The 22,280-nt window shown below is 69.3% G+C and carries 20 protein-coding genes; 9 read left to right on the forward strand and 11 right to left on the reverse strand.

What is annotated here, in order from left to right:
* Nucleotides 1–16: 16 nt before the first annotated feature.
* Entirely contained in the window at nt 17–550 is a 534-nt protein-coding gene (locus ACIA8G_RS07630; protein ID WP_396417530.1) for a MarR family winged helix-turn-helix transcriptional regulator, read from the forward strand.
* Here the strand turns inward: ACIA8G_RS07630 and ACIA8G_RS07635 are convergent.
* Entirely contained in the window at nt 455–1,399 is a 945-nt protein-coding gene (locus ACIA8G_RS07635; RefSeq protein ID WP_396417531.1) for a helix-turn-helix domain-containing protein, read from the reverse strand. The two genes, ACIA8G_RS07630 and ACIA8G_RS07635, sit on opposite strands and share 96 nt — an antisense overlap.
* Nucleotides 1,400–1,470: 71 nt before the next feature.
* Between ACIA8G_RS07635 and ACIA8G_RS07640 the strand changes: the two genes are divergently transcribed.
* Nucleotides 1,471–1,620: a hypothetical protein gene (locus ACIA8G_RS07640; RefSeq protein WP_396417532.1), complete on the forward strand. Its 150-nt coding sequence runs from the start codon at nt 1,471–1,473 to the stop codon at nt 1,618–1,620.
* Here the strand turns inward: ACIA8G_RS07640 and ACIA8G_RS07645 are convergent.
* Entirely contained in the window at nt 1,613–2,737 is a 1,125-nt protein-coding gene (locus ACIA8G_RS07645; protein ID WP_396417533.1) for a citrate/2-methylcitrate synthase, read from the reverse strand. The two genes, ACIA8G_RS07640 and ACIA8G_RS07645, sit on opposite strands and share 8 nt — an antisense overlap.
* 42 nt (nt 2,738–2,779) lie before the next feature.
* Here ACIA8G_RS07645 and ACIA8G_RS07650 point away from each other — a divergent pair, with 42 nt between their 5' ends.
* Nucleotides 2,780–3,901 carry a citrate synthase gene (locus ACIA8G_RS07650; RefSeq protein WP_396417534.1) on the forward strand — a complete coding sequence of 374 codons (1,122 nt, stop codon included), beginning with the start codon at nt 2,780–2,782 and terminating at the stop codon, nt 3,899–3,901.
* Nucleotides 3,902–4,105: 204 nt separating this feature from the next.
* Nucleotides 4,106–5,203 carry an acyltransferase gene (locus ACIA8G_RS07655; protein WP_396417535.1) on the forward strand — a complete coding sequence of 366 codons (1,098 nt, stop codon included), beginning with the start codon at nt 4,106–4,108 and terminating at the stop codon, nt 5,201–5,203.
* Here ACIA8G_RS07655 and ACIA8G_RS07660 read toward each other — a convergent pair.
* The 9 genes from ACIA8G_RS07660 to ACIA8G_RS07700 form a co-directional block, all read right to left on the reverse strand.
* On the reverse strand, nt 5,166–6,872 hold the full coding sequence (locus ACIA8G_RS07660; protein WP_396417536.1) for a 1-deoxy-D-xylulose-5-phosphate synthase: 1,707 nt from the start codon (nt 6,870–6,872) through the stop codon (nt 5,166–5,168). The two genes, ACIA8G_RS07655 and ACIA8G_RS07660, sit on opposite strands and share 38 nt — an antisense overlap.
* Complete coding sequence (locus ACIA8G_RS07665; RefSeq protein WP_396417537.1) at nt 6,862–7,803, reverse strand: 4-hydroxy-3-methylbut-2-enyl diphosphate reductase; 942 nt, start codon at nt 7,801–7,803, stop codon at nt 6,862–6,864. Before ACIA8G_RS07665 ends, ACIA8G_RS07660 begins: the two co-directional genes overlap by 11 nt.
* 10 nt (nt 7,804–7,813) lie before the next feature.
* Nucleotides 7,814–8,872, reverse strand: a complete 1,059-nt coding sequence (locus ACIA8G_RS07670; RefSeq protein ID WP_396417538.1) for a family 2 encapsulin nanocompartment cargo protein polyprenyl transferase — start codon at nt 8,870–8,872, stop codon at nt 7,814–7,816.
* A gap of 2 nt (nt 8,873–8,874) precedes the next feature.
* Entirely contained in the window at nt 8,875–10,275 is a 1,401-nt protein-coding gene (locus tag ACIA8G_RS07675) for a family 2B encapsulin nanocompartment shell protein (RefSeq protein ID WP_396417539.1), read from the reverse strand.
* A 36-nt stretch (nt 10,276–10,311) separates the two neighbouring features.
* Nucleotides 10,312–11,298 carry a hypothetical protein gene (locus ACIA8G_RS07680; RefSeq protein ID WP_396417540.1) on the reverse strand — a complete coding sequence of 329 codons (987 nt, stop codon included), beginning with the start codon at nt 11,296–11,298 and terminating at the stop codon, nt 10,312–10,314.
* A 16-nt stretch (nt 11,299–11,314) separates the two neighbouring features.
* Nucleotides 11,315–12,397 carry a hypothetical protein gene (locus ACIA8G_RS07685; protein WP_396417541.1) on the reverse strand — a complete coding sequence of 361 codons (1,083 nt, stop codon included), beginning with the start codon at nt 12,395–12,397 and terminating at the stop codon, nt 11,315–11,317.
* Nucleotide 12,398: 1 nt separating this feature from the next.
* Nucleotides 12,399–13,805: a family 2B encapsulin nanocompartment shell protein gene (locus ACIA8G_RS07690; protein ID WP_396417542.1), complete on the reverse strand. Its 1,407-nt coding sequence runs from the start codon at nt 13,803–13,805 to the stop codon at nt 12,399–12,401.
* Nucleotides 13,806–14,210: 405 nt separating this feature from the next.
* Complete coding sequence (locus ACIA8G_RS07695) at nt 14,211–14,678, reverse strand: heme-degrading domain-containing protein (RefSeq protein WP_396417543.1); 468 nt, start codon at nt 14,676–14,678, stop codon at nt 14,211–14,213.
* Nucleotides 14,675–15,682: a Gfo/Idh/MocA family oxidoreductase gene (locus tag ACIA8G_RS07700; protein WP_396417544.1), complete on the reverse strand. Its 1,008-nt coding sequence runs from the start codon at nt 15,680–15,682 to the stop codon at nt 14,675–14,677. Before ACIA8G_RS07700 ends, ACIA8G_RS07695 begins: the two co-directional genes overlap by 4 nt.
* 37 nt (nt 15,683–15,719) lie before the next feature.
* On the opposite strand from ACIA8G_RS07700, the gene ACIA8G_RS07705 reads away from it, so the two are divergent.
* The 5 genes from ACIA8G_RS07705 to ACIA8G_RS07725 all read left to right on the forward strand — a co-directional run bounded on the left by ACIA8G_RS07705 (nt 15,720) and on the right by ACIA8G_RS07725 (nt 22,196).
* Nucleotides 15,720–16,691 carry an ROK family transcriptional regulator gene (locus ACIA8G_RS07705; RefSeq protein ID WP_396417545.1) on the forward strand — a complete coding sequence of 324 codons (972 nt, stop codon included), beginning with the start codon at nt 15,720–15,722 and terminating at the stop codon, nt 16,689–16,691.
* A gap of 10 nt (nt 16,692–16,701) precedes the next feature.
* Nucleotides 16,702–17,502 (forward strand): alpha/beta fold hydrolase, encoded by an 801-nt coding sequence (locus ACIA8G_RS07710; RefSeq protein WP_396417546.1) that lies wholly within the window; start codon nt 16,702–16,704, stop codon nt 17,500–17,502.
* Between the two features lie 9 nt (nt 17,503–17,511).
* A complete protein-coding gene (locus tag ACIA8G_RS07715; protein ID WP_396417547.1) occupies nt 17,512–18,291 on the forward strand; it encodes a helix-turn-helix domain-containing protein in 780 nt (259 codons plus the stop codon).
* Between the two features lie 17 nt (nt 18,292–18,308).
* Nucleotides 18,309–18,707 (forward strand): VOC family protein, encoded by a 399-nt coding sequence (locus ACIA8G_RS07720; RefSeq protein WP_396417548.1) that lies wholly within the window; start codon nt 18,309–18,311, stop codon nt 18,705–18,707.
* Nucleotides 18,708–18,791: 84 nt separating this feature from the next.
* Nucleotides 18,792–22,196 carry a S8 family serine peptidase gene (locus tag ACIA8G_RS07725; protein WP_396417549.1) on the forward strand — a complete coding sequence of 1,135 codons (3,405 nt, stop codon included), beginning with the start codon at nt 18,792–18,794 and terminating at the stop codon, nt 22,194–22,196.
* Nucleotides 22,197–22,280 lie beyond the last annotated feature (84 nt).

A 22,280-nucleotide genomic window follows, 5' to 3' on the forward strand; every position in this document is an offset into this window, starting at 1 on the left:
CCCGTATGCTGAGCGGGTGACACGATGGTTGGAAGCTGAACAGCAGCGGGCGTGGCGTGCGTACGTCCGCATGCAGGGGGAGCTCAATGCGCACCTGAGCAGGCAAATGTCGGTCGACTCGGACATCTCGATGGCCGACTTCGCGGTGTTGGTGCAGCTCACCGACACGTCTGACGGGCGCGTACGCGTGCTTGAGCTCGCACGGCTGTTGCACTGGGAGAAGAGCCGCATCTCACATCACGTGGCGCGGATGGAGAAGCGCGGCCTGGTGCGCAGGGAGAACTGCGGCAGTGACGGGCGCGGGTCGTTCGTCGTGCTGACGAACCTCGGCCGGACCGCGATCGAGGACGCCGCGCCCTCGCATGCCGAGATCGTGCGCGCGCTGGTGTTCGACCAGCTCAGCGAGGACGAGGTCGAGTCGTTGCGGGAGATCTCGGAGAAGATCTTCGCGCGGCTATCGACAGGCGAATGTGCGGCGGTAATCGCTCGGTGCGACGCCGACGACGCGATGGAAGTGGTGCCGGAGGAGTGCGGCGGTGCCGAAGCCTGACCTGGTCGCGACGGCGTCGACGTCCAGGTCGGTCTCCTCGAGCAGCCTGCGCGCGTGAAGTACCCGTTGGAGTGAGAGCCACTTGTTCGGGGTCGTGCCGGTCTCCGCGACGAACCTGCGCGCGAACGTCCGCTCGGACGTGACGGCGAGCTTCGCCATGGACGCCACCGTGTGGTTGTCCGCGATCGTGGCGAGCACCTGCTCCAGCACCGGTTCGAGGCTGTCGGTGCTGCACTCGGGGATCGGGAGCTCCACGAACTGCCGCTGACCGCCGTCGCGCTGCGGTGCCACGACCATCCGGCGCGCGATGATGTTGGCGACCTTGGTGCCGAGCTCACGCCGGACCAGGTGCAGGCAGGCGTCGATGCCCGCGGCGGTGCCGGCGCTGGTGATGATGTTGCCGTCGTCGACGTAGAGCACGTCCGGGTCCAGATGAGCCTTCGGGAAGCGCTCCCTGAACTGCCGCGCCTCCCGCCAGTGCGTGGTGCAGTGCCGGTCGTCGAGCAGCCCGGCAGCGCCGAGGATGAACGCCCCGCTGCACACGCTGAGCAGCGTCGCTTCCGTCTCCTGCAGTGCCTTGACCAGCTTCTCCGGGTAGGTGTCGCGGACGCTCGCGGCGGGGAGAGCGACCAGGTCGGCGTCCAGCAGCGCGTCGAAGCCGTACTCGGGGGTGATGCTCACGCCGCGGATGCCCGTGGGCACCGGCTGGTTCGGGAGCTCGCCGCACACGCGGAAGTCGACCAGCGGCACGCCCTCCTCGGTCCGGTCGATGCCGAACACCTCGCAGAGCAGGCCGAACTCGAACGGCGCGACGCCGTCGATGAGAGGAACCGCCACTGACCGGAGCATGGCAGAATATTAGCGCACCACGTCGGATCTGCCACTGTTGGCGGGATCTGGATGGTCGCAAACTTAGTGCCATGACTCTTGCAGCGATTGTTCTGGTTCTGGCAGGTATCTCCGTCTGGCTCGACCGGCACCGCGACCGCAACGCCGGCCTGGCAGGCTCCTCCGACGTCGTCGACCGCGACCGTGCCCGAGTGGGCAACGAACTGCGCTACCTCACTTGATTCGGGACTGTGCGATTTTCGGCGGGGGACCCGTGTACCGGGCGACCGGGCGGATGATCTTCGTGTCCTCGGACTGTTCGAGCGCGTTGGCACACCACCCGATCACCCGGCTGCACGCGAAGGTCGGCGTGAACATCTCCCGCGGGATGCCGCACTGCTCCATCACCACGCCGGCGTAGAACTCCACGTTCGCGTACAGCTGCCGGCCGGGCTTCAGCTCTTCCAGGAGCTCGGTGACGCGGCGTTCGACGGTCACCGCGAACTCGGTCAGCGGGGTGGGGTTCTCGAGCGCGATCTCCTTGAGCAGGCGCGCCCGCGGGTCCTCCGTCTTGTAGACGGCGTGGCCGAAGCCCATGATCCGGTCGCCCTGCTCGATGCGCTCCCTGACCCAGGCGTCGATGTTGCCCGGCGTCCCGATGAGGTCCAGCGACTCCAGCGCCCGGTCCGGTGCGCCACCGTGCAGCGGCCCGGAGAAGGTCCCGATCGCCGCCGTCACCGCGGACACGACGTCCGCGCCGGCGCTCGCGACCACGCGTGCCGTGAACGTTGACGCGTTGAACCCGTGGTCGATCGTCGCGATCAAGTACTGCTCGACTGCACGGCTCGTCCACGTTGACGGCTCCAGTGCGGTCAACATGTACAACCAGTTCGCCGACGTTGACAAATCAACCCTGGGGTTGACCGGGTCAAGTCCGAGCTTGAGCCGGTGCAGTGCGGCCAGGATGGTCGGCGTCATCGCCGACACCCGAAGCGCGTCGGCCTTGCGTGACGCCATCGGCGCGTCCCACATCGGCTGCGACGGCAGCATCGACAGCGCCGTCCGCAGCCCGGCGAGTGCGGTGCAGCCCGACCGCGCGATGGCGGGCAACACCTCGTTGATGCTGGCAGGAAGCTCGCGCAAGGCCGCGGTCTGCGCCCTGAACAGCGCGCTCTCGTCCGGCGCCGGCAGCCGGCCCTCGACGAAGAGGAACCACACGTCCTCGAACGACCGGGTCCTGGCCAGCTCGATCGCGTCGTGCTCGCGGTAGTGGTAGTAGCCCGCGGCACCGTTCACGTCCCCGATCAGGGTCGTGGTGACGACGACGTCTTTAAGCCCTTTGGGTGCATCAATCAACATGTACAACAGGCTCCGTCAACATGTCATGTACAGTCAACGTTGATGGAATCAATGTTGACGACGAATCAAGCTGCCCGTCGCCTGGGCGTGAAACCGGCGACGGTCTACGCGTACGTCAGCCGCGGCCTCCTGACCAGCACGAAGGTCAACCGCCAGAGCATGTTCGACGTGGCCGAGGTGGAGACCCTGGCGCACCGCACTGGTGCGCGTGGAGCAGTGGCCGCTGTGACCGATCGCATCCGCACGCGCATCTCGTTGCTGGAGAACGATCGCCTCTACTACCGCGGCCGCTCCGTGCCCGAGCTCTCCGGCACCAAGCGCTTCGAGGACGTGGCGCACTGGCTGTGGACCGAGATCGACTCGGCCGGCCTGCAGTTCCCGGAGGGCCAGGAGATCTGGATGGCCCTCCCGGAGAGCGCGACGCTGACCGACCGCATCCGGGTGGCCGTGGCGCTGGCCAGCGCGGGCGACCCGCTGCGGTTCGACCTCGACCGTTCCATCACCACGGCCAAAGCCATGATCGCCGACGTGGTCGAGTCGCTGCCGCTGGTGGCGCCGCCCAAGGGCACCGACATCGCCGACCGCCTGTGGGCCCGCCTGTCCCCGCTGCCCCCGGCGCCGGACGTGCTGAACGCAGCCCTGATCCTGCTGGCCGACCACGACCTCGCCGTCTCGACGATGGCCGCCCGCGTCGCCGCCTCCGCCCGCGCCCATCCGTACGCCGTGGTGTCGGCCGGTCTGGGCGCGATGGAGGGCCAGAAGCACGGCACCGCCACGACCATCGCGCACCGGTTCCTGGCCCAGGCCGAGTCGGACCCGATGGGCGCCGTCGCCGAGCACCTGCGCGCGGGCCAGCCCGTCCCCGGCTTCGGCCACCGCGTCTACGTCAATCGCGACCCGCGCGCCGACCACCTGCTCGCGCTGCTGAGGAGCCACGGCGACCTGGTGGCGGACAAGATCATCGCCGCCCAGCCGCAGTCGTTCCCGAACGTCGACCTCGCGCTGGCCCAGCTCGGTCTGATGTTCAAGATGCCGCCGGACGCCGGCGAGGCCATCTTCGCGATCGCCCGCATCGTGGGGTGGATCGCGCACGCGGTGGAGGAGTACACGGAGCCCGGTCTGCGGTTCCGGGCACTCGGCGTCTACACGGGCGACCGGCCCTGAGCCGTGTCCGGCAGGTCTCGCCGCGACGGCCGTGCCCGCGGGGGCTCCTGACGGCCCAGTCTACGGATCCGCGGCGGCACCAGAAGCCCTCTCGGCCGTGACTCCCATCGAACGGACTCACAGGACACGGCCCGGCGACGGCCTAGCCACGGCACGGCTCCTTGGCGGTGGCTTTCCAGGCCCCGGAAGCGGACCATGGAATCCGTGAGATTGTCCGCTGTGGACAACCTGAAGGTGATCCTCGTGGCGTGGGTCATCGGCGGCCACGCGCTGCTGGGCTACGCCGCGGTCGGCGGCTGGCCGTACGACGAGGTCAACGAGGTCACGTTCGACCCCGGCGTGGAGACCGCGCTGGCCGCGCTGATCGGGCCGTCGGGGCTGTTCTTCATGGGCACCTTCTACTTCATGGCCGGCATCTTCACGCCCGGCTCGATCGAGCGCAAAGGCCGGGCGCGCTTCATCACCGACCGGCTGATCCGGCTCGGCACGCCGTGGATCGTCAGCGCGGTCCTCGTCTGGCCCACCTTCGTGTGGATCGCCTACAACGGTGCCGGGCAGAACGTCTCGTGGTGGCACGCCTTCACGCACCGGGATCCGTTCCTGGACAGCGGATCGCTCTGGTTCGTCGGCGTGCTGCTGATCTTCAGCATCGCCGTGGCGTTCGGGCCGCCCATCAAGGAACGCGTCATCACGACCAAACACGTCGTGGGCATGACGATGGTCGTGGCCGGGGCGACGTTCCTGACCCGCCTGGTCTTCCCGGCCAGAAGCGGTCAGGTCGGCGATCTGCACCTGTGGTGGTGGCCGCAGTGCCTGGGCATGTTCCTGCTCGGCGCGATCGGTGGCCGCAAGCTCGCCGAACGGGTGCCGGACGAGATCTACAAGGCCACGCGCAACGTCGTCGTCGCCACGATCGCGGTGCTGCCGGTAGCCGCGGTGCTCCTCGGCGTGCTCGACCTCTCGAAGAACGCCGACCCGTTCCTGGGCGGATGGAGATGGCAGGCGTTCGTGCTCGCCGCGATCGAGGGAATCCTGGTCGTCGCGGGCAGTCTGTGGCTCATCGGCCTCGCGCAACGCAGGCTGACCGGCCAGGGGCCCTTCACCGAGGGGCTGGCGCGGTCCGCCTACGTCGCGTTCGTCGTGCAGGGGCCGATCCTGCTGTGCCTCGCGACCGCGTTGCGGCCCCTCGACCTGCCGGCCGAGCTCAAAGCTCCGCTCGTCGGTGCCGGGGCGATCGTGGTGTCGTTCGCGATCGGCTGGTACGTCACTTCCCGGCGAGCCGCTTCAGCACGCTCGTCGTGATGCCCGCCGCGTCCAGGCCGTGCGCACGCAGGATGCGCGCCCGTGAGTCGTGCGGCAGGAAACGGGGCGGTAGTGCGAACGTCGCGACGCACGTCGGTGTGCCCGTCAGCGCCTGACCGAGCCGTGCGCCCAACGCGCCCGTCGCCGTCGTGTCCTCCACCGCCAGCACCAGGCGGTGCCGGCCGCTGTACTTGACGAGGTGCGGATCCAGCGGTGCGGTCCAGCGCGGATCGACCACGTTGACGCGGACATCATGTGCCGCAAGCTCTTCGGCCGCCGCCAGGCACGGACCGGCCAGCGGGCCGACCGCGATCAGCAGCACCTCGGCGTCCGGAACCTCGCGCAGCACGTCGAAGTGGCTCACGCGGCGCAGCGCGGGCACGTCCGGTCCGACCGCCGCCTTGGGATACCGCAGGACCGTCGGCCCGTCCGGCACCGCGACGGCCTCGCGCAGCAACTCGGCGAGCGTTGCCGGATCGCGCGGAGCCGCCAGGCGCAGGCCGGGCACGACGGGAAGCACCGAGGCGTCCCACATGCCGTGGTGCGACGCGCCGTCCGGGCCGGTCACCCCGGCGCGGTCGAGCACGAACGTCACCGGCAACCGGTGCAGCGCCACGTCCATCAGCAGCTGGTCGAACGCACGGGACAGGAAGGTCGCGTAGATGGCGACGACCGGGTGCAGCCCGCCCATCGCCATGCCCGCCGCGGACGTCACGGCGTGCTGCTCGGCGATACCGACGTCGAAGACCCGGGAGGGGAACCGCTGGGCGAACGGCCGCAGCCCCACCGGTTCCAGCATCGCCGCGGTCAGGCAGACGATGTCGGGGCGTTCCGCGCCGATCGCCAGGATCTCGTCGGAGAACGCGTCGGTCCACGTCCGCCCCGGCGCGGCCCCGGAGGCCCCGACAGCGTGCATGCGATCGGACTCGTCGGTCTCGGCGGCGGCGTAACCCTTGCCCTTCACGGTCTTGCAGTGCACCACGACCGGGCGGCCGAGCGTTTTCGCCTCCCACAGCGCGTTCTCGACCGCGTGCACGTCGTGGCCGTCGACCTCGCCGATGTACGCGAGCCCCAGCGCCTCGAAGAGATGCCGGGCCGAGCCGTTGAGCAACGACGCCGCGAAGCCGCCCGCGGTCGGGTCGTAGGAACGGCCGTTGTCGTTCAGCAGAACGACGACCGGGCGCGTCGACCCGCCGATGTTGTTCAACGCCTCCCAGCACATCCCGCCGGTCAGCGCGCCGTCGCCGACGATCGCGACCACCCGGCGATCGGTGCCGGCCAGTTCGAACGCCTTCGCCAGACCGTCCGCATAGGACAGTGCGGTGGAGGCGTGCGAGTTCTCGACGACGTCGTGTGCGGACTCGGCGGCGGACGGATAACCGGACATGCCGCCGGCCTGGCGCAGCGAGTCGAAGTCGGTGCACCGGCCGGTCAGCATCTTGTGCACGTACGACTGGTGCCCGGTGTCGAACAGCACCACGTCGGCCGGTGAGGCGAAGACCCGGTGCACCGCGATGGTCAGCTCGACCGCGCCCAGGTTCGGGCCCAGGTGGCCGCCGGTGCGGTGCACCTTGGAGATCAGGAACGCCCGGATCTCGGCGGCCAGACCGGAAAGCGCGGAGGAGGACAACGCCCGGACGTCGGCCGGCGAGGCGATGTCAGCCAGCACGGCGCACCGCCAGCGGCAGCGTGAAGGCGATCGTCTCGGTCGCCGTCGTGTGCGTCGAGACGGAGACGGAACCCAGTGCCCGCAAGGCCTCCACGACCTCGTCCACCAGCTCGGGAGGAGCAGACGCACCGGCCGACAGCCCGACCGCCGACACACCCTCGAGCCAGGCGGGGTCGATCTCCGAGGCGTCGTCGATCAGGTAGGCGGGCGTGCCACCGCGCGCGGCCAGCTCGACCATCCGCACCGAGTTCGACGAGTTCTTCGAGCCTACGACCAGCACGAGGTCGGCCTGTTCGGCCACGGCCTTGACGGCGATCTGCCGGTTCGTGGTCGCGTAGCAGATGTCGTCGGTGCCAGGCCCGCGCAGCTGCGGGAACTTCCGCTGCAGGGCCTCGATCACCTCGGCCGTCTCGTCCAGGGCCAGCGTCGTCTGCGTCAGGTACGACACCGGACCCGAGATCTCCAGCGCCTCAACGTCCTCGACGGTCTCGACCAGCACCATGCGGTCCGGCGCTTCCCCCACTGTCCCTTCGACTTCCTCGTGCCCGGCGTGCCCGATCAGGATGATCGTGTCACCGCGTTCGGCGAACCGCCGCGCCTCGGCGTGCACCTTCGTCACCAGAGGACACGTCGCGTCCAGCACGTCCAACGTCCGTGACACGGCCTCGGTGCGCACGGCGGGGGAGACGCCGTGCGCGGAGAACACGACGGTGGCACCGGGCGGCACCTCGTCGAGCTCGTCCACGAAGACGGCGCCGCGTTCCTCCAGATTCCGGACCACGTGGACGTTGTGCACGATCTGCTTGCGCACGTAGATGGGGCCGCCGCGCTGGTCGAGCAGCCGTTCCACGATCTCGATGGCACGCTCCACCCCGGCGCAGAACGACCGGGGTGAAGCGAGCAGCACGGAGCGCGGCGGATCTTCCGTCATCGGGGGCCTTTCAGTGGTCTCGATGGGTGACCAGTTCGGCGAGCGTGCCGAGCTCCACCGCCGCACGCGCGGTCGGGGAAGCGTCGCCGAGATGCACCAGCGCCTGCGTGTGCAGCTCGTCTGCCTGCGTCTGGCTCCACGCCCGGCCACCCGCGGCCTCCACCAGCGCGGCGGCCCGCGCCAGATCGGCCGGCCACAGCTCCGCGTCCCGGAAGTAGAGCGACGCCAGCTCGGCCGAGGCCGCACTGCCGGACGTCAGCGCCCACACCACCGGCAGCGACTTCTTGCGGTTGTGCAGATCCATGTGCGCGGCCTTGCCCGTGACCGAGGGGTCGCCCCAGATGCCGAGCAGGTCGTCCACGTGCTGGAACGCGAGCCCCAGCTGCGTGCCGTACCCGCGCAACGACTCGACCTGCCTGTCGGTGCCGCCGCCGTATAACGCGCCCAAAGCCGTTGAGGCACCGAGCAGAGCGCCGGTCTTGCCCAGCGCCATCGTGATGACCTCGTCGACCTTCACGTCGGTGCGCACCTCGAAGTCGAGGTCGTAGGCCTGCCCGTCGAGCAACGCTACGACGGCGTCACCCAACGTCCGGACGGCCTCCAACGCGCGGGGATGCCCCGACGCCGCAAGCACGTCCACGGCCAATGCCTGCAACGCGTCGCCGGCCAGGATCGCCGCGTTCACGCCGAACACCGTCCACGCGGTTGCGCGGTGGCGACGCGTCTCGTCGTGGTCCATCACGTCGTCGTGCAGCAACGAGAAGTTGTGGATCAGCTCCACCGCCACGGCAGCGGGGATCGCCGCGGCGGCGGTGCCACCGACGGCCTCGGCCGCCAGCAGCACCATCGCGGGACGGATCGCCTTGCCGCCGTTCTCCAGCACCGGGTTGCCGTGCTCGTCGCGCCACCCGAAGTGGTACTCCGCGATCGTGCGCATCGACTCCGGCAGCTGGCCCACGGCCCTGCGCAGAGCCGGGGCCACCAGGCTCCGGCTCCACGCGAGCACCTCGCCGGCGGATCTCCCCGCGGCGAGTGCTTCGGTCATTCCAGAGGACATCTCGGCGGTCATGACTAGAGACCGATCTCCACGTTCTCCAGCACGCCCAGCGCGTCCGGAACCAGGACGGCGGCCGAGTAGTACGTCGACACCAGGTACTTGAGCATCGCGTGCTCGTCGATGCCCATGAACCGCACGTTCAGGCCCGGCTCGTACTCGTCCGGAATGCCGGTCTGGCGCAGGCCGATGACGCCCTGCTTCTCCTCGCCGAGCCGCATCGCGAGGATCGACGTGGTGCCGTTCTTGTTGACCGGGATCTTGTCGCACGGCGCGATCGGGATGCCCCGCCACGACTGCAGCGGCTTGCCCTCGACCTCCACCGTCGGCGCGTACAGGCCGCGCGCGGACAGCTGCCGGCCGAACGCCGCGATCGCCTTGGGGTGCGCCAGGATCAGCTTGGTGTTGCGGCGGCGGGAGATCAGCTCGTCCATGTCGTCCGGCGTGACCGGGCCGGACTGGGTGCTGACCCGCTGCTTGAGGTCGGCGTTGGCGAGCAGGCCGAACTCCTTGTTGTTGATGAGCTCGAACTCCTGCCGCTCACGCAGAGCCTCGATCGTCAGCCGCAACTGGTGCTCGACCTGGTCCATCGGCTGGCTGTAGAGGTCGGCCACGCGCGTGTGGACGCGCAGGATCGTCTGCGCCACCGAGAGCTCGTACTCCCGCGGGCGCAGTTCGTAGTCGACGAACGTGCCGGGCAGCGTCGGCTCGCCGTCGTGTCCCGACGAGATGTCGATCTCGGCCTCGCCGTGCTTGTTCTGCGCGTTCGACGGGTTCGCCAGCTGCTGCGCGATGTGCTCGCGCAGCAGCTCGATCTGGCCGTTGAGCTGCTGGAACGTCGACCGCGACAGCACCACGACGGTGGTCGGCGTCAACGCACGCGCGGTGAACTGCCAGGACGCCTCGGTGCCGGACAGCACCTCCTGGTCACCGAAGTGCTCGCCGTCGGCGACCGTGCCGAGCGACACCTCGTCCCCGTACTCGCCGAGACCGGTCTTGGCCACCTTGCCGTGCGCGATGACGACGATCTGGTCCGCGGGGCCACCGCGTTCCGCGATCACCTCGCCCGGCTGGTACTCGCGCTGCTGGAACCGGCTGGCGAGCGCGGTGAGGGCGTCCTCGTCCTCGAAACCGCGCAGCAGCGGGAACTCCGCGAGCTCCTGCGGTACCGGCCGCACCTCGGAACCGACGCTGGTGAACGTGACGCGGCCGTCACCGATCGCGAAGCTGAGCCTCCGGTTGACCCGGAAGGCGCCCCCCTTGGCCTCCACCCACGGCAGCGAGCGCAGCAGCCACCGCGGCGAGATCCCCTGCATCTGGGGTGCGGACTTGGTGGTCGTAGCGAGGTTGCGAGCAGCGGCCCGCGACAGGCTCATCGGCTGGTCCTCGACCCCAAGACCCGGATCGGTAACAGTCACTGCTGGTCCTGCCAATCTGTTGGTGCGGTGATGGAACTAGCGGACAAGAACTGCGGCTGTGCCGAGTCCCGAAGGCGCGTGGAACGACCTTCTGGCGGGGGTGGGGGAGAAGCTGAACCGGCCGGACCGCTGCGTCCACAGCAGCTCACCGGCGAGCCACGACTTGAGCGCCTCGACGTACCGGTGCAGCCCGGCACGCGCGGCCTCGTCGAGGGCGTACTCGTCCGCGATCGACGGCAGCTCGGCGATGATCGCGCCGATCTGCCTCAACCGAGCCGCGACCAGGTCACCGACGACGTCGACGGCCTGCTGCGCCTCGCATTCGAAGAACTGCTGCACCGCGAGCACCGCACTGGTCGTGCTGGCACCGGTGCCGTACACGGCGTCGAACCCGAGAATCTCCTGGCGCAGACCGGGAACGTCGCCGAACGAGTCGACCAGCGCGCGCATCGTGGAGTTGCGCAACAACTCCGCGGGCAGGTCGGCGCCGACCGATGCCCGCGCGAGCTTCGCGGACAGGTCGGCGGCGTTGGTCTTGCGGCGCATCTCCACGAGGTCGATCGGGTCGGGCACCCGGCCCTGAGCCGTGTTGTGCAGCTCCCACAACAGGCCGTCCAGCAGGTCCGTGACGCCTGCCCGGTCCTCGTCGTCCAAAGTGGACCGTGAGACAAGGTTCGACAGGCCCTTCTCGGCCGGGATCATCGGTGGCACCGAGGAGTCCGCCAGGATCGCCTTGAGCCGCGCGATGAACTCCTTGCCGCCGGCCACGTTGCGCGGCCGGAGGAAGCCCTCCCGGAACGCGTCGTGCAGGTAGAAACCCCACGTGTGCCAGTCGCTGATGTGCTTCAGGTCGTCCAGCGATGCTGTGGGGTGGGTGAGCGGCGCGAAGCCGCCGTAGTCCGCGGCGTCGTAGAACGCCTCGGTCCACGGCAGCCCGTTCAGCATCCCCATGTCCCGCACCCAGGTCCTGGTGTGCTGGCGCACCCGGTCGACGTGCGGTGAAAGCCTTGCCGCGAAAGGCATGCCGAATGACGGAGCCTCAACCACGAGCCACCCCCAGCCACGCGCCGGACGTGCCCAGGCCGGTCGGCCCGCGCAGGATCGTGCGGAAGAACGCCGAGTTGCCCGCACCCCCGCCCTCGACCTTGGTGTAGCGGCCGGCGTGCAGGTGCCACTCGTGCCCGCCGGACTGCCAGTCCTGCAGACCCTTCACGTACTTGAGCACGCGAGCCTGCTCCACCGGGTCGATGCCGCTCTCGGTGAAGAGCAGAGGCAGTTCGGTGAACACGGTGTTCTCGAACTGGTGCAGCCGGGAGGTCAGCAGCGTGTTCACGGCCTCGACCGCGGTCTGCGTGTCGTGGCCGAAGAACTTCTCGAACACGAGCACCCCGTTGGAGTTCTCGCCTTCGCGCTGCACTTCCCGCTCGTACGAGAAGATGTCGTTGCGCAGGTGGATCGCGTCGGAGAACGTGTCGGAGAGGACCCGCAGCGGCCGGGTGCCCGCGATGGACGCGGGCACCTCGGCTGCTTCGGAGACCTCCACCAGGTTCGCCGACCACGGTGCGCCGCCGACCTTGCGGCGCATCTCGATGTACTCGATGGGGTTGGCGACCGTGCCGGACGCCATGTTCTTGATCTCCCACATGCACTCGAGCAGCAGGTTGTGGGTGCTCGTGGTGAACCGGCGCCGCCAGTCCTGCGACATCAGCGGGATCGTCCGCTGCCAGAGGTCGACGAGGCCGCGTTCGGTCGGGTTCGCCGGCTCCGGTGACGGGTCCGTGCCGTTGATCGGCATGAACGCCGGCAACCGGTCCAGATACGCCTTCGCACCCGCGATGTCCTTGCTCTGCTTGAACTCCGCGAAGAACTCGTCGTCGAAGTAGAACACCCAGACGTACCAGTCCGTGATGAGGTCGAGGATCTCCGCGGGGGCGTCGGGGTGGGTCCACGCGCACATGAACCCGTAGTCGTCGCCCGCGAGGATCTCCTCTGTCCACACCCCGGTGCCGAGCATGCCCATGTCCCGCGCCCACTGTGTCGAGTGGACGCGGGCGCGCTCGAGGTGCGGGTTCATCCGTGCCGGGTGCGGCACGTAGAACTCCGGCATGGTGAAGGCTGTCAACTCAGCCCTCGCGGCCGAGCTCGACGTGCTCCAGGACGCCGATCGCGTCCGGCACCATGATGGCGGCCGAGTAGTAGGCGCTGACCAGGTAGTTGATGATCGCCTGGTCGTTGATGCCCATGAACCGCACCGACAGGCCCGGCTGGTACTCGTCCGGGATTCCGGTCTGGTGCAGGCCGATGACGCCCTGGTTCTGCTCGCCGGTGCGGATCAGCATGACCGACGAGGTGCGGGTGTCCGAGATCGGGATCTTGTTGCAGGGCAGCACCGGGATGCCGCGCCACGCCGGGACGGACTGGCCGTTGAAGTCGATGTGCTGCGGGTAGATGCCGCGCTTGTTCAGCTCCCGGCCGAACGCCGCGATCGTGCGCGGGTGGGCGAGGAAGTAACCGGGGTCCTTCCACACCACCGAGAGCAGCTCGTCGAAGTCGTCCGGGGTGGGCGGGCCGGAGCGGGTGTGGATGCGCTGCTTGAGGTCCGCGTTGTGCAGCAGGCCGAACGACCGGTTGTTGACGATCTCGTGCTCCTGGCGCTCGCGCAGGGCTTCGATCGTGAGCCGCAACTGCTGCTCGACCTGGTCCATCGGCTGGTTGTAGAGGTCCGCGACCCGCGTGTGGACCTGCAGCACGGTCTGCGCGACGCTCAGCTCGTACTCGCGTGGCGAGAGCTCGTAGTCGACGAACGTGCCGGGCAGCACGGGCTCGCCGTCGTGACCGGCCGACATGCCGATCTCGGCCTCGCCGAAGTCGTTCTGCGGCTTGCTGCGGCTGTTGAAGGCCTGCTGGATGTGCGCGCGCAGGCCCCCGGCTTCGCCGTTGAGCGCCTGGAAGTCCTGCCATGACAACGTGAGCACGGTGACCGGGGTGACCGCCTTGGCGGAGTACTCCCAGTCGCCCTGCGGGCCGGCCAGCACGGTCTCGCCGAAGTACTCGCCGTCGGCGAGGTTGCCCAGGACGGTGTCGCCGCCGTACTCGCCGGTGCCGACCTTGTCGACCTTGCCGTGCGCGATCAGCACGACGGTGTCCTTCGGACGGCCCTTCTCGACGATCAGGTCGCCGATGCCGAACTCCTGCTGCCGGAAGCGGCCGGCCAGCGCGGCCAGCACGGCCTCGTCGTCGAAGCCCTTCAGCAGCGACAGCTCGGTCAGTTCCTGGGGCACGACGCGGATGTCGGCGCCGATGTTGGTGAACGAGACGCGGCCATCGCCCAACGTGTAGGTGAGACGGCGGTTAACGCGGTAAGCACCACCCGCGGCTTGGACCCAGGGCAGCACCTTGAGCAGCCAGCGGGAAGTGATTCCCTGCATCTGCGGGACGGACTTGGTGGTCGTGGCCAGATTTCGCGCGGCGGCCGTGCCCAAACTCAGCTGCTGACGGCCCTCATTGAGGTCAGAATCCGTCACAGTCACAACCCACACCCACCTATCTCAATGCGCTAATGGACCAATCCGATAAGCCGGAACGGACGTTAGTTCTCGCGATTGAGCCCTGGGAAGGGGCCAAGAAGGCGACATTCGGGTGGGTGGCTTACGCCTGTGGATGCTACCGAGCGTACAACTGATGCCCTACGCAACTACTTCCGCACCCGCAGGGGAGTGACCTTTGTCTATTCGCGCAAGTGTGGAATAGGCCACTCGTTTGGCCCAGTAGGATCACCCTTTTGTGCGCATTGGTGAGGGATGCTCGGCTGCTATACGACACCACTCCGAGTGGGCTGAAAGCTACTCGAAGTGGTGTGTATCAATGCGCAGGTGCGTCCTTAGATGCGACGTGCGGCGAAAGTCTGGATTTTGTACCCACGACTATTCGTGCTATTACGCCACCTGATCGTTCAGGAACGATTCCAACTGAGTCACGACGAACGCGTGGTCCTCGGCCTGCGGCAGTCCGGACACGCCGACGGTGCCGACCGGTCCGGTGCCCCGCACGATGACCGGGAAGACGCCTCCGTGCGCCGCGTACAGGTCCGGGTCGAGGCGTGACTCCACCTCGAACGTCGTGCCCTTTTCGCGGAACGTCGTGCCGACGTAGAACGAACTGTTGCCGAACAACTCGACCACGCGGGCCTTGCGTTCCAGCCACCTGTCGTTGTTCGGCGCCGTGCCGGGCAGAGCGGCGTGGAAGAGCCGATGTCCGTTGCGCTGCACCGAGATCGCGATGCTGAGGCCCTGCTCACGGGCGGCCTTGAGCAGGTGCAGGCCGAGCTCGATCGCGGTGTCGTTGCCGAAGCTCTCGAACTGGAGGCGCTCCTCCTGGGCGAGCAGCTCTTCGCTGGTGGTCACAGCTGCACCACCCGGTTCTCGCGCGCGGACGTGAAGGCGGCCTCGATGACCTCGAGCGCGTGCACGGCGCCCGCGGGGTCGACGGGAACGCGGCCGGCCTGCAGTTCGGCGTAGAAGGTCTGGTAGGCGCCGCGTTCGACGGGCACCTCGGTGGTCTTGTCGAGTACGCCCAGCTCACCGGCCCGGTCCTCGTGACCCCAGCCGGCATCGGTCGGACGGCGACCGGCGTCGAGCGCGTCCTCCTGCTCGTCCATGCCGCTGATCACGAACGCGCCCTCGCTGCCGAGCACCCGGAACCGCGGCCCGTGGTGGGCGGCGTGCGCGCTCGCCCACAGGTGGGAGCGGACGCCGTTCTCGTGCGTGAGCGCCACGAACACGTCGTCGTCGACCTGGACGCCGGGACGGCGCAGATCCAGCTCCGCGTAGACGCTCCTGACCGGGCCGAAGAGCTGCAGGGCCTGGTCGACGAGGTGCGCGCCGAGGTCGTACAGCAGGCCGCCGGCCTCCTCGGGCGAGCCGAACTCACGCCAGTTGTCCCAGATCTCGGGCACCCAGCGCTCGTATCGAGACTCGAACCGCCGAATGTCCCCCAATTGGCCGATGATCTTGCGCACGGTGAGGAAATCGCTGTCCCAGCGGCGGTTCTGGAAGACCGTCAGTGGCACGCCCTTCGCTCGGGCTGAGGCCACGAGGTCCTTCGCCTCGGCACTGCTCGGCGCGAACGGCTTGTCGACGACGACCGCGACGCCCTTGTCGATCGCGCGCTTCGCGTACTCGACGTGCGTCTTGTTCGGTGTGCCGACGACGATGAGGTCGAGGTCCAGCGCGAACAGTTCGTCGGCGGTGACGATCGCCGCGTCCGGGTAGGCGGCGCGGGCCTGCGCCTGCCGCTCCGGGTTCGCCGTGACGATCGCGACGAGGTCCATGCCCTCGGTCGAGGAGATGAGCGGGGCGTGGAAGACCCGTCCCGCGATGCCGTAGCCCAGCAGTCCCACACGTGTCATGCCCACGATTAAAGCAACGCTGTTGCATAATCGCTACGTGGACCTCACCTCACTGCGTTCGCACAACAACCGGACCGTGCTCGGACTGGTCAGGTCCGGGGCTCTGACCAGGGCGGACATCGCTGCCGCCGCCGGGCTCACCCCGCAGGCGGTCTCGAAGATCGTGGCGCGGCTCATGGCCGAGGGGCTGTTGGAAGAGACCGGAACGGTCCGCGACGGGGGCAGGGGCAAGCCCAGGACGGCCCTCCAGGTGGTCGCGGACGGCGCCTACGCGTGGGGTGCGCACGTGGACCGCGATGAGCTGCGGGTCGTGCTGCTCGACCTGACGGGCGAGGTCAAGTCGTCGTCGATCGTGCCGCTGGCCGCCGGGTTCACGCCGGACGACGTTCTAGACGCGCTGGAGCGGCTGGTGGAGCCGGGCGAACGGGTGCTGGGGCTCGGCATCGGGAGTGCTGGTCCGCTCGACTTCCGCGACGGTGTCGTGTCACCGAACGCGCTGCCGGGCTGGGCGGGCGTGCCGTTGCGGGCGCTGGCCGAACAACGGCTGGGGCTGCCGGTCGTGCTCGACAAGGACACGAACGTGGCGGTGCTCGCCGAGGCGTGGCTGCGGCCGATGCGGGATGCGGCGGTGGTGTTCGCGGGCACGGGTCTGGGCGCGGGGCTGCTGCTGGGCGGCGAGATTCATCGCGGTGCGCGGTCCGGTGCGGGGGAGTTCGGGCACACCACGATCCAGCTCGATGGACCGATTTGCGTGTGCGGGCGGCGAGGGTGTGTCGAGGCGGTGCACGCTGGAGCCGGGGCGGATGCGCCGCGGGTGCTCGGTGCGGCGGTGGCGAACCTCGTGCAGCTGCTGGACCTGGACCAGGTAGTCCTGAGTGGACGGTCGGTGCTGGAGGCGCCGGAGGAGTACCTGGCGGCGATGCCCGAGGTGGACGTGAGCATCACCTCGTACGGCCCGGATCTGGTACCTGTGGGAGCGGCGTTGCTGGTGCTGGGGGAGTTGTTCTGAGGGGGACGGCGTGACGATCGAGGAGCGGGCGGCGGAGTTCGGCAGGGTCTTCGCGCGGGAGGAGCTGAACGGCTGGACGTACTACAGCGCGGGCAAGGGTGAGGACGTCGTGCTGCTCCTGCCCGGCGGTGTGGGCATCGGCATCGGCTGGCTCGACCTCGCACTCGCGCTGCACGACGACCACCGGACGATCACCGTCGACTACCCGCCTTTCGCCACCACGATGAGCGAGCTCGTGGACGGTCTTCTCGCGGTGCTCGAGGCGGAAGGAGTCGACCGCGTGCACGTCGTGGGCCAGTCGGCGGGCGGCATGGTCGCCCAGGTGCTCGTCGATCAGGCTCCCGATCGCGTTGCCTCGCTGGTGTTCAGCGGTACCGGGCTGTACGGGCCCGAGGACGTCGACCGGCTCGCGGGCAAGCTCGCCGCGCTCCGGACCACGCCGCTGGAGGAGGTGCTGGACACCGCGCGGCCGACGTTGCGCGCGGCCTGGCCGGGGTCGGCCGACGCCGACTTCTGGATCGCCCAGGTCGAGGCCGCCTACCGGCGCGGTGGCCGGGACGGGGTCGTGAACTCCTACGCCTATCTCCTCGACCTCGCCCGCACGTCCGGCGATCTGCGGCCGGGATGGCAGGGCCCGGTCCTCTTGCTGGCCGCCGACGACGACGACCCGTTGGTCACCGCCGCGCACCAGCGGCGGCTGCTCGATCTGCACCCCGGCTGCGAGGTGCGGAGCTTCCCGGACGGTGGCCATTCGCTGCTGCTCACCCGGCCTGCCGAGTACATCGCCGCGGTCAGGGAGTTCTTGGGTTAGCCTCCGGACGTGGACGTCGAGCACGTCGTCGGCCTGCCGCACCCGCGGCTGCGGCCCTTCGTGACGCGGTACTCGGGGTATCGGATGGTGACCGAGCCCGGTGTGCACCGCGGCCTGCCGTCGCGCTCGCTGACGCTGGTCGTGACGATGGACGGCACCGTCGATCTCGCAGAGGGCCGGTTCGCCACGCTGTGCGGCGGCCTGCACGACGAGGCCGTGATCATCACCCACGACGGGTTCCAGCACGGGGTCCAGTGCGACCTCACACCCTTGGGGATGCGGGCGTTCTTCGGCCTGCCCGCCGGCGAGCTCGCGGCGACCACCGTGGGGCTCGACTCGCTGGACGCCCCGGCGGCCGAGCTGCGCGAACGACTGCAGGAAGCCACGACGTGGACGGACCGGTTCGCGCGCATGGACGACGTGCTGGGCCGGTTGGTGCGGCCGGTGAAACAGCAGGTCGAGGTGGCGTGGGCGTGGCAGCGGCTCGCGGCGGGGGCGCCGGTGGCCGAGATCGCCGCCGAGGTCGGGTGGAGCAGGCAGCACCTGAGCGCGCGGTTCGCGGCGGAGTACGGCCTGACGCCCAAGATCATGGGCCGGGTGATGCGGTTCGAGCGCGCCAACCGGATGCTGCGCGGCGAGCGCCGGCCCACGTTGACCGAGGTGGCCGCTGCCTGCGGCTACACCGACCAGGCGCACTTCAACCGGGACTGGCGGGCGTTGTGCGGGGCGACCCCGACCGAATGGATGGCGGCCGAGCTTCCATTCGTACAAGGCAGCGAGCTGGCCTAGGGCGCAGAGTTGTTCCTATGACTACACCTGCACCTACCTGTTGGCCCACGTTGTCCTATCGGGACGCTCCCGCCGCGATCCGTTTCCTGGTGGAGGCGTTCGGGTTCCAGGAACACCTCGTCGTGCCCGGCGAGGCCGAGGGCGAGGTCGTCCACTGCGAGCTGGTCTGGCCCGAGGGTGGCGGCGTGATGCTGGGGTCCGCCGTGCGCTCGGTCGGCGAGGTAGAGGCGACCGCGGCCGGCGCCGGATCCGTCTACGTGGTGACCGACCGGCCGGACGAGATCCACGCGAAGTCGCTCGCGCACGGGGCGGTGGAGATCCGCGGGCTGCGCGACGAGGACTACGGGTCGCGGGGCTTCACGGTCGCCGACGCCGAGGGCAACCGGTGGAGTTTCGGCACCTACCGCGGAGCGTGAATATGACCAACCTGTGAAGGAGGCAACCATTTAGCCCTCCTTCGCAGTGTCCTGGGTGAGAGGTTCACACCCAGGGGAGGACAGGTGCACCTAGCACGCTGTTTGGTGGCCGCCGTGCTCGCTGCCGGGCTGATCAGCCCGGTGGCACAGGCGGAACCAGCGAGAACTGTTGCTGTTGCGGGACCGACCAGGACCATCACGCTGATCACCGGTGACAAGGTGGTCGTGGACGAGCGTGGCGGGCTCGTCCGCGTCGAGGGCCGGCCCGGTATGTCGTTCGCCAAGTACGTGCAGAACGACCACCAGTACGTGGTGCCGGCGGACGCCGTCGATGCGGTAGGGCAGGATCGCATCGACAAGCGCTTCTTCGACGTCACGGCGCTGCACTCGTTCGGCTACACCGATGATCAGGTGGACAGCATTCCGTTGCTCGACAACGGGTTCCGCGCTGCCGCCGCGGTGTCGAAGAAGGAAGCGGCCCAGCGGTGGGGGCAGCGGGTCAACGCCCGCGGTGCCGGGAAGCTGTGGCTGAACGGCAAGTCGCGCATCACGCTCGACCAGAGCGTGCCGATGGTCGGCGCGCCCGGTGCGTGGCAGGCCGGGTTCGACGGCAAGGGCGTCACGGTCGCCGTGCTCGACACGGGCTACGACCAGCAGCACCCGGAGCTCAAGGACGTCGTGTCGGTGGCGAAGGACTTCACGCCGGCCGGCATCCAGGACGACATCGGCCACGGCACGCACGTCGCGTCCACCATCGCCGGGCGCGGCGGCAAGTACACCGGTGTGGCCCGCGGGGCCTCGCTCGCCGTCGGGCGGGTCTGCGAGGCCGAGTGGTGCCTCGACAGCGCGATCGTGGCCGGCATGGAGTGGGCCGCGCGCGAGGTCAAGGCCGAGGTCGTCAACCTGTCGCTGGGCGGCGACCAGTCCGACGGCACGGATCCGTTGTCGCAGAAGGTGAACGAGCTGACCGCCGAGACGGGCACCCTGTTCGTCGTCGCGGCGGGCAACGCGGGCGAGCGCCGCAAGGTCTCCTCGCCGGCCGCCGCCGACGCCGCGCTGGCCGTGGCGAACCTGACCAAGGCCGGTGAGATCAACGAATGGTCGTCGCGCGGCCCGCGGCTGACCGACTTCGCGGTCAAGCCGGACATCGCGGCACCGGGCACCGACATCGTGGCCGCGCGTGCCGCCGGCACCCTGCCGGACCAGGCCGTGGGCGACCTGCACGCGCGGCTGACGGGCACGTCGATGGCGGCACCGCACGTGGCAGGCGCGGCAGCGGTGCTGGCGCAGCGCAACCCGGCGTGGACCGCCGCCGAGCTCAAGGCGCACCTGATGTCGACGGTGAAGCCCATCGCCGACACGCCCGCGAACGTCGGCGCAGGCCTGCTCGACGTCTCCCGTGCCGTGTCGCAGCAGGTGCGTTCGTCGACCGGCAGCCTGTCGTTCGGGGTGCTGGAATGGCCGCACACCAGGACGTTCACGAAGACGATCACCTATCGCAACGACGGGGCGTCGCCCGTTTCCCTTGCCCTGCAGCACAACCTCGGCGCGGACTTCACCGTTCCAGCCTCGGTCGTGGTGCCCGCGTCCGGGTCGGCCTCGGTCGACGTCGTGCTGGACCCGCGCAAGGGACTCGGCACGTTCTTCGGACACGTCAAGGCTGTCGCAGACGGTGTCTCGCTGACCACCGCGGTCGGCGCGTACGTGCAGGAGGAGCGGCACACGTTGTCGTTGCGGCTGACCGGCCGGGACGGCAAGCCCGCAGCCGATGAGTTCGTGGTGGTGGTCAACCTGACTACCGAAGAGGCCTCTGTTCTTGTGGTGGATGCCTCCGGTGCCGGTTCGGCTCGCTTGCCGGTGGCCGACTACGCGGTGCTGGGCCGGATCGAGGAGCGCACTCCCAACGACGCCTGGTACACGCCGGTCTCCGCGACGGAGGTGGCCGGTCGCGTCTCGCTCGCGGCCGACGCGTCAGTGCACGTGGATGCTCGTCAGGGCAAGCAGATCAGCGTGTCCCTGCCCGACCCGACCGCGGTCGTCTGGCATCGCGAGGCCGACCTGAGGGTGCCGTTCAAGCCCGGCAAGATCAGTGGTGTCGGCAGCATCATGGACGGCCGCGTGCCGCTGTACGGCGTCTCGTTCGGCCCGCCGTTGCCGCAGCTGACCTACGACTCCGGTCTCAAGGGCGGGCAGCCGGTCGTTTCGGTCATCGGGGGCTTCCCGGTGAAGTACTACGACGGCAGCAAGTTCCTGCCGCCCGGTGACCACAGGTTCGAGGTGGCCGAGCGGGGCTCCGACGTGCGCGGCAAGCTCGCGCTGGTGCGGACCGCGGGCGAGGATCCGTACACGGTCGCCACCGAGATGCAGGCGGCCGGTGCCGTCGCCGTGCTTTTCGCCGGCCCGGTGCCGTTCGGGTACCCCGAGCAGACCGCAATCCCGGTGATCACGGTGGCGGAGCACCACGTCGTGACGACGCCTGCTCGCCTGACGGTGCGGGCGCTGGCCGGTTCGCCGGTGTCGTACACCCTCTTCCACCAGGACAAGGGCGCGCTGCCGTCCGGTACGCGGCACGTTCGCCGGTCGGACCTGGCCGAGGTGAAGGCGCGTTACTACACGTCCGGCGCGGATGGCTATGTGCGCCAACGGAACTACCCGGTGCTCGGTGGCGCGGTGAACTTCAACGTCGTGCTGGACGAGCCACTCGCGGCGCCCATGCAGCGCACCGAGTACTACTCGGCCGGCAGCTGGTTCCAGGAGGGCTTCGACGGCCGAGGCTCCGGCGCCGGCGACGATCCGACCGTCACGACGTGGGCGGATCTGCAGCCGGTTGCTTACGCGCCGGGCCGCACGTACTCACGCTCGAACCTTCGTGCCGTGTCATCGCCACGCCTCGGGCGTCCGTCCGTGGTCAGCTGGTCGCAGGGCGGCGGCGTCGAGCGGGCCGGCGATCAGATCACCATGCGGGTCTCGCCGTTCGGCGGGTCCGGCTGGGTGGAGAACTGGATCTACAGCGGCTACGGGTCGGCGGAGCTCCGGCACAACGACACGTCGCTGGGCTGGGCGGACGTCCGGCAGGGCTCGTTCCACGCACCCGCGCGGGACGGTCGCTACAAGCTGACGCTGGACGCGGCCCGTGACACGTCGGCGCTGTCGACGCAGGTGCACACGGCGTGGGAGTTCTCGGGTGCCGCCGACGGCAAGCTGCCGCTGCTGGAGGTCGACTACTCGCTGCCGGTCGACCTGCGCAACAGCTGGCGGGCAGGAGCCCCGATGCCGGTGAAGTTCACCGCGTCGCGTCAAGCGGGCACCGTTCGTGAACTTCGCGCTTACGCGTCGTTCGACGACGGCGTCAACTGGGTGCCGGTGAAGTCCCTCGTTCCCCCTGGCGGGAAGCCGGGCGGGTTCGTGTCGCTACGCGTGGTGGCGACGGATGCGGCCGGTAACTCGGTCGACCAAACGGTCCTGCGGGCATACCGCCTTAGGGCGTAACCGCGCGGCCGTTCGGTCGTTGTAACCCCCTGCGGCACCTGCTCTGGTGTGGGCGAGACGAAGAAGGACGCGGCGTCTCGCCGC

This window comes from Lentzea sp. NPDC051213 (genome assembly GCF_044455585.1).
Classification (GTDB): Bacteria; Actinomycetota; Actinomycetes; order Mycobacteriales; family Pseudonocardiaceae; genus Lentzea.